Below are 6,935 nucleotides of genomic sequence, written 5' to 3'. Positions count from 1 at the left end.
TATCGAAACGCCAGCCACTGAGCCGATCGGCTCCCGGGCGATCAATGCGAATCACCTCCGCACCCATATCTGCCAGCAACATGCCGCAGAAAGGTCCCGGGCCTATGCCGGCCATTTCGATGATCCTGAGGCCACTGAGTGGTCCTGCCATGTCTCCCCCTGCTACGTGCGTTTACAGATATTCAGATCTTGTAACAGGCGGGGGCACATGCGGCTCCCACCCGTTGCTATCGTTGTGCCCGCGAATCAGAGACCGTGACTGCTGACGTCCACTTTCGAGAAGATTTCGTCCCAGTAGACTTCCGCCAGCTCTTCCGGTGTCTCTACACCCTGAACCAGGCCCACCCATTTATCGAGGGTTTCAGCCAGTTCACTGAGTATTTCCTCACCACGCTCTACCCCGAAACGCTCCTGATAATAGGTAATGATATTTTTCAGGTCCTTTTCAACGAAGGCTGTGGTGGCATCACGGAATTCCTGACTTGCCGTGTGAATCTGACCGCCATTGGCGCGCACCGCCTCAACAGATTCGTCCTGCTGCATTTCATACAACCACGGGGTGCGGGCGGTCAGGTCGGCACCTGCACGCAGCAATGCCCGACGCTGCTTTTCAGACAGCGAACTCCAGACGTCCGCGTTGATGCTGGCGCCACTGGAACCGGCGTAGATCCCGCCCGGCAGATCAACCGTCACATCGCTGACCACCTCGGTCAGGTTCAGGTTGGTGATTTCAGGCAGCGACGAGACCGTGCAATCCAGCACGCCCTGGCTCAATCCCTCGCGCAGCTCGCTGATGGTCAGAGATACAGAGGAACCACCAAATTCGGATACCCAGCGGGACCAGTGGGAGCCGGCAACCCGCATCCGCAACCCCTTCATATCCTCCGGCTTGACCACGGGCTTGTTACAGATCATCGCGTAGCCACTGCTGGCCACGTTCGCGGTAAACACGTGGTTCTGGGCCTTGAGTTCCTCAAGACATTCCGGACACTTGAAGAACATGAATTCGGTGACCGCGCCCTGGAAAGCGAAGGTTCCCATGCCATTGAGCTTTTCTGGATCAATCAGGTTGATCTGCATGGCCGATTCATTGACCAGGTTGATGTGCGGATATTCCGCAGGGAAATACACCGTCAGCAGGTAACCGGAATCGGCAATACCGTCACGGACCCCGGCCGAGATTTCCGCTGCACTGAGCAACGACATGGGAAACACCCGCGCCTTGAGATCGCCGTCGGAGTACTCGGCAAGTTTGTCGGCCCAGGTATTGACCGCCTCATCCGCCTTGGAGCCTGCGGGGTACACCGACGCATAACTGATGGTCCGGGCCTGCGCCTGAGTAACGGTAAGCGTCGTTGCCAGCACCGCTGCTGATACAGCAGCGAGTGCGCCAGTCTTGTTGAATCTGAACATGGGATGTCTCCGACAGCCAGGACCAGGTCCTGTTCTTGTTGTTGGGTAGTATGCTGTTAATTTAATCGGACATCTTCGAGTGTATGCAGCATTTCCGGCCATCCCATCGTCGGTTCCGACGAACTGAACAGACAGGCATAAAAAAACGCGACCCCGGGAGGTCGCGTTTTTCTGAACCCAGCCTGCCTTATCAGAGGCCGTGCTTGCTGACGTCCACACTGGAAGCCACTTCTTCCCAGTAGAGATCAGCCAGCTGCTCGGCACTTTCAACGTCCTGCACCAGGTCCACCCACTTATCCAGCAACCCGCGGAATGTGGTCAGCATTTCTTCAGCACGCTGCACACCATGGCGCTCACCGTAGTAGCTGACGATGGACTCCATATCTTTCTCGACAAAGGCACGGGTAACATCCAACAGTTCCTGACTCGGCTCATGAAGACGGCCGCCCTGCTCCTGAACCTGCTTCAGGGCTTCGGCTTCCATGCGCTCGTATTCCCAGGCAATCTGGGCACTCAGATACTGACCTGCGCGCAGCATCGCCTTACGCTGATCTTCTGACAGACCCTGCCAGACATCACGGTTGACACTGGCACCACCAACGGCGGCGTAGAGCCCGCCCGGTATGGTCATGGTGATGTCGGTAACCACTTCGGTCAGACCCAGGTTGATGATTTCCGGCGCAGACTGGATGTTACAGTCGATGATGCCCTGGTCCATCGCTTCATAGATCTCGTTGATGGTCAGAGAGAGGGAGCTGCCACCCATCTCGGTGGCCCAACGGGACCAGTGGGCACCGGCAACCCGCATCCGCAGGCCGCTCATATCGGCAACCTCGGTGACCGGCTTGTTGCACAGAAGGCCGTAACGGCTGCTGGAGCCGTTGGCGGTGTAAACCTGATTCTGCCGCTTGAGCTCGTCGTTACATTCCGGGCAATGTTTGAACATGAACTCGGTGTAGGCACCGTTGTAGGCATAGGTGCCCTTGGCCGGACTACCCATACGCTCCGGGTCAATCAGCTGCAGCTGCATTGACGCTTCGTTGATCAGGTTGATATGGGGGTATTCCGCCGGGTAATAGGCGTTCAACAGGTAGCCGACATCCGCAATGCCATCACGAACCCCAGGGGAGGTCTCAGCAGCGTTGAGCAAAGACAGCGCATAGACCCGCATATCGAGCTCACCATCCGAGTATTCCTTTACCTTGCCGGCATAATCCTGAGCCGCATCCGCTGCGATAGAACCCGGTGGAAAACCGGTGGCATAGCGCAGGGTCTGGGCTGACGCAGTGGCGGCAACCAATGAGCCGGCCACCAGCGAGGCGGTCAGCACAGTACGAATTCCGAATGAAAGTGTTGTCATTATAAGTGTCTCCTGAATTGGGCTACCAGGATGCATGGGCACCGCAGCAACTCCGGGCATTACGGACGGGCCATAGAACCGCCATGAAGTAGTCGGAATAGTGTAGGAAAATCATCTATCCGGCGCATCGTCGGTTTGGACGATGTGCCGGACAGGGGAAGACAGCAGAGGCAGAACCCGACTCAGATGGCGAGACCGGACAATTGCTCACGAACCGCGTCTGTCAGGGCAACGGGGCGATTTTCGACCTCGTCCACCATCACCATCACACTGCGGGCAATGGCCTGTAATCCATGCTCACCGCTGGCGCCACCCACTAACTGGAACGAGGTGTTACCGGTATGACTGCAGCCTGCGGCCAGCGTCAGAGGCTTGCCGTCCGGACGGTAATGAATGAACGAAATGTCGACGGAAGCAATCAGAATACCCTGCCCACCAAAATCGACTCGGCTGACCGCCCCAAAGCGGGCTTGCTCCATAAACCTGGCCAGGGAGGCCTCACTACGCTGGCTGTCGGCGTCGAGATCGGCGTAACGCAGGGTCAGTTCCTTCTGCAGAGGGAAGGACTGCAAGTTAGCCGCAACCTCCAGATAGCCGGGTTCCGGCAATTCCAGCGGCACACCATCAACATCCGCCTGCAGCCCGGAACGAATGCCTTCCGGCAGGTCTACCCATTGATAATCCAGCTGGGCGCCGAGTACACAGGTCTGCGTACCCACATGCTGCCCATTCTGGTAGAGGTCTGTGCGCATGATGCAGCGATCGGCCTCCACGGAATAGACGTTCAGACAAAATTCGATGGGGCTGCCGTACCAGCTGACCTGTCGAAAGTCGGTAATGGTGCGCAGGGGTCGCAACCGCTCTGCATCAGAGAACCAGGCATCGGGACCAAAACGACTGACCAGATATTGTATCCGGGCTTCCAGGTGCAGTTGATAGACCCTTGAATTATTGACGTGACGCCAGGTATCAAGATCGGTGTATCGGGGCTGAATCGCGCCGGTAAAACAGGCGTCTGTGGTGCTGTTGGTCATGATAATTTCCGCAGTCTGGACGTTTACAAGGTACCAAAGGATCCATTTTCCAGAGGCTTTTCGCAAGCTACCTCGTCGTAAGCGACGATTGCCACAACCCATTGCAGTCGCCACTATTAAGTCAAAACAAGCTTGACGCCAGATCAAAACAGGCTCAACGCCATACCAATTAGCCCTGCACAACCTCATCCGAACGGAGCCAAGCCATGAGCGACAAAGCCCCCACCGTCACCGACGCCGTCAATACCCGGCGCTCAGTCCGCGGTTACACCGACCAACCGGTGGACGGCGAGCTGATTCGCCGGATTCTGACCACCGCTTCCCGCTCGCCTTCCGGCGGCAACCTGCAGCCCTGGCAGGTTTATGTGGTAGGCGGCGATGAACTCAAGGCCTTCAAAAAGATCATGGAACAGCGGGTCGTGGATGCGCCCACTGGTGAGGGCCCGGAATACAGCGTCTACCCGAAAGAGCTGGTGTCTCCCTATCGGGACTATCGCTTCCAGGTAGGCGAAGACATGTACAAGCTGCTGGATATTCCCCGGGAAGACAAAGCCAGCCGTATGGCCTGGTTCGCCCGCAACTACCAGTTTTTCAACGCCCCGCTGGCGCTGTTCTGCTACGTCGACCGTCGTATGGGGTCACCCCAGTGGTCGGACCTGGGCATGTTCCTGCAAACCGTCATGTTACTGCTGCGGGAAGAAGGGCTGGATTCCTGTGCCCAGGAGTGCTGGAGCCTGTACCACAAGACCCTGAAGGATTTCCTGAACCCGCCCGACGAGCTGATGCTGTTCACCGGTATGGCCATCGGCTATGAAGACACGGAAGACCCGGTCAACAAGCTGCGTTCACGTCGCGCCGGGCTCGACGAGTTCTGCCAGTTCCGGGGCATCTGACCCGGGCCTTTTGATTCAGCAATCCGTCCATAACCAATCGAATGTCTGGAGGAAACCGTAGTGTCATTCCCGTCCAAAGAGCTGCAACAGGTTTTCAAGGAACACGGCGACAAGGCCCGGCCCATCAACAAGGGTGCCGTGCTCGGTGCCGGCATCATGGGCGGCGGTATCACCATTACCAGCGCCACCCATGGCATCCCGATGATCATGAAGGACATCGCTGAGGCACAGCTGGAACTGGGCCTGACAGAGGCCCGCCGTCAGGTGGCCCGGCTGATCAAGAAAGAGCAGATCAGCGAAGACCAGGGCGAGCAGATCATCGCCTCCATCGAACCGACCCTGAGCTATGACCATTTCGGCACGGTCGACGGGGTCATCGAGGCAGTCGTGGAAAACCTGGGCCTGAAGCACCGGGTACTGGACGAACTGGAAGCGGTATTGTCAGAGGCAGCCATCATTGCCAGCAACACCTCCAGCCTGCGGATTGATGACATCGGCCAGCACATGAAGCACCCGGAACGCTTCGTCGGCATGCACTTCTTCAACCCGGTTCCGGTGATGCCCCTGGTGGAAATCATTCAGGGCAGCAAGACCAGTGACGAAGCCGTTTCCACCGCCGTCACCTGGGCACTGAAGATGGGCAAGACCCCTATCGTGGTTCAGGACTGCCCGGGCTTCCTGGTGAACCGGATTCTGACCGCCTACACCCGGGCCTTCCTGAACCTGGTGGAAGAAGGGGTGGATTTCGAGCACATCGATAAATCCATGGAAGCGTTTGGCTGGCCCATGGGTCCAGCCTACCTGGAAGACGTCATCGGCATCGACACCGGCAGCCACGTTTCGGATGTCATCTCCGCCGGCTATCCCGAGCGCATGCCTTTTATCGAGAACGATGCCTTCCGCTGCATGAAGGAAGCCGGTCGCCTGGGCCAGAAGAATGGCAAGGGTTTCTACGAGTACCAGCCCGATGAAACTGGACGTCCCCAGAAAGCATCCAGCCCTGAGGCCCACGCACTGCTCAAGGCCATTCAGCCCAATGGCGAAAAACAGGTGTCTGTTGAGGAAATCCAGCAACGCATGATGGTCGCCATGATCACCGAAGCGCTGCACTGTCTTGAGGACAAGGTGGTCAACTCTGCCGAGGAACTGGATGCAGCCCTGCTGATGGGCGTCGGCTTCCCCAAACAACTGGGTGGCGCCATGCGCTATGCCGATAGCCTGGGCGCTGCGGAGATTGTTCGTCTGTGCCAGCAATACCGTCACCTGGGCGCCCTGTACGAGCCAACACCGACCTTGCAAAAGCTGGCCGAAACCGGTGGCAGCGTCTATGACGCCTTCCCTGCCGGCCGCTGAACGGAGCAACGACCATGAGTTATGAACGCATCCAACTGACCGTAGAGGAAGGCATTGCCACCCTCACCCTGAACCAGCCCAAAACCATGAACGCCATGTCAGTGCCTTTGCAGCAGGAAGTCCGCGCTGCCCTGACCGAACTGAAGCAGCGCAGCGATGTGCGGGCACTGATCCTGACCGGTGTTGGCAAGGCCTTCTGTTCCGGCGCCGACCTGGGTTCCATGGACCCCAGCAGCGACGGCCCCAGCCTGGGCACCCAGGTGGCAACGCTGATGGAAGACATCTCCAATCCTCTGGCACTTGAACTGCGGGCCATGCCGTTCCCGGTAGTTTCTGCAGTTAACGGTGCAGCAGCCGGCGCCGGCGCCAGCATTGCTCTGTCCGGTGACATTGTAATTGCGGGCGAGTCCGCCTACTTCCTGTTCCCGTTCATTCCCAAGCTGGGCATCATTCCCGACCTTGGCGCCACCTGGGTGTTGCCACGACTGATCGGCCGTGCCCGGGCCATGGCCGCCTGCCTGCTGGGCGACCGCATCATGGCCAAAGATGCCGTCGATCAGGGCCTGATCTGGAAAGCCGTGGCCGATGACCAGCTGCAGGCCGAAGCCATCGCCGTCGCCAAACGCCTGGCCTCCGGCCCGGCCCATGCGGCACCGGAAATACGGGCGGCGCTGGACCGTGCGGAAGAAGCCACACTGGAAGAACAACTGGCTTATGAAGCAGAGCGCCAGAAAGACCTGATCGACCGGCCGACTTTCCAGGAAGGCGTAAACGCATTTCTGGAAAAACGGGCGCCGAAATTTTAAGAGGCCAGAGGAAGGCAAGAGGGAGGGCCTTCCCAAAATCGTGCGGAGCCAGGGATGGCGGAGCCCGAGCGTACAG

Annotated in this window: 7 protein-coding genes; 3 read left to right on the top strand and 4 right to left on the bottom strand. The window is 58.4% G+C overall.

Annotated elements, in window-relative coordinates; genetic code table 11:
• From AAC035_RS16510 to AAC035_RS16495, 4 genes are all read right to left on the bottom strand, one after another.
• Positions 1-151 (bottom strand): CoA transferase (locus tag AAC035_RS16510; protein ID WP_339806086.1); only part of this gene is annotated, 151 nt, incomplete at its 3' end.
• Positions 152-246: 95 nt separating this feature from the next.
• Positions 247-1,413, bottom strand: coding sequence for a C4-dicarboxylate TRAP transporter substrate-binding protein (locus tag AAC035_RS16505; RefSeq protein WP_339806085.1), 1,167 nt, complete (start codon positions 1,411-1,413; stop codon positions 247-249).
• 190 nt (positions 1,414-1,603) lie between these two features.
• A complete protein-coding gene (locus AAC035_RS16500) occupies positions 1,604-2,773 on the bottom strand; it encodes a C4-dicarboxylate TRAP transporter substrate-binding protein (RefSeq protein WP_339806084.1) in 1,170 nt (389 codons plus the stop codon).
• Positions 2,774-2,955: 182 nt separating this feature from the next.
• Positions 2,956-3,807, bottom strand: a complete 852-nt coding sequence (locus AAC035_RS16495) for a hypothetical protein (RefSeq protein ID WP_339806083.1) — start codon at positions 3,805-3,807, stop codon at positions 2,956-2,958.
• Between the two features lie 206 nt (positions 3,808-4,013).
• Between AAC035_RS16495 and AAC035_RS16490 the strand changes: the two genes are divergently transcribed.
• From AAC035_RS16490 to AAC035_RS16480, 3 genes are read left to right on the top strand one after another with little or no spacing between them, the layout of a single operon-like run.
• The gene (locus AAC035_RS16490; RefSeq protein ID WP_339806082.1) at positions 4,014-4,700 is read left to right on the top strand and encodes a nitroreductase; all 687 of its coding nucleotides are present in this window, start codon (positions 4,014-4,016) and stop codon (positions 4,698-4,700) included.
• 60 nt (positions 4,701-4,760) lie between these two features.
• A complete protein-coding gene (locus AAC035_RS16485; RefSeq protein WP_339806081.1) occupies positions 4,761-6,053 on the top strand; it encodes a 3-hydroxyacyl-CoA dehydrogenase NAD-binding domain-containing protein in 1,293 nt (430 codons plus the stop codon).
• Positions 6,054-6,067: 14 nt separating this feature from the next.
• Positions 6,068-6,859 carry an enoyl-CoA hydratase-related protein gene (locus AAC035_RS16480; protein WP_339806079.1) on the top strand — a complete coding sequence of 264 codons (792 nt, stop codon included), beginning with the start codon at positions 6,068-6,070 and terminating at the stop codon, positions 6,857-6,859.
• The last annotated feature ends 76 nt before the right edge of the window (positions 6,860-6,935 follow it).

The organism is uncultured Marinobacter sp., from assembly GCF_963974375.1.
GTDB lineage: Bacteria > Pseudomonadota > Gammaproteobacteria > Pseudomonadales > Oleiphilaceae > Marinobacter.
This window is presented reverse-complemented; position numbering and strand designations above follow the sequence as displayed.

Excerpts from the sequence above, each read along its gene's own strand:
- AAC035_RS16500 (WP_339806084.1), bottom strand. The coding sequence starts at position 2,773 with ATGACAACACTTTCATTCGGAATTCGTACTGTGCTGACCGCCTCGCTG.
- AAC035_RS16490 (WP_339806082.1), top strand. The coding sequence starts at position 4,014 with ATGAGCGACAAAGCCCCCACCGTCACCGACGCCGTCAATACCCGGCGC.
- AAC035_RS16495 (WP_339806083.1), bottom strand. The coding sequence starts at position 3,807 with ATGACCAACAGCACCACAGACGCCTGTTTTACCGGCGCGATTCAGCCC.
- AAC035_RS16505 (WP_339806085.1), bottom strand. The coding sequence starts at position 1,413 with ATGTTCAGATTCAACAAGACTGGCGCACTCGCTGCTGTATCAGCAGCG.
- AAC035_RS16480 (WP_339806079.1), top strand. The coding sequence starts at position 6,068 with ATGAGTTATGAACGCATCCAACTGACCGTAGAGGAAGGCATTGCCACC.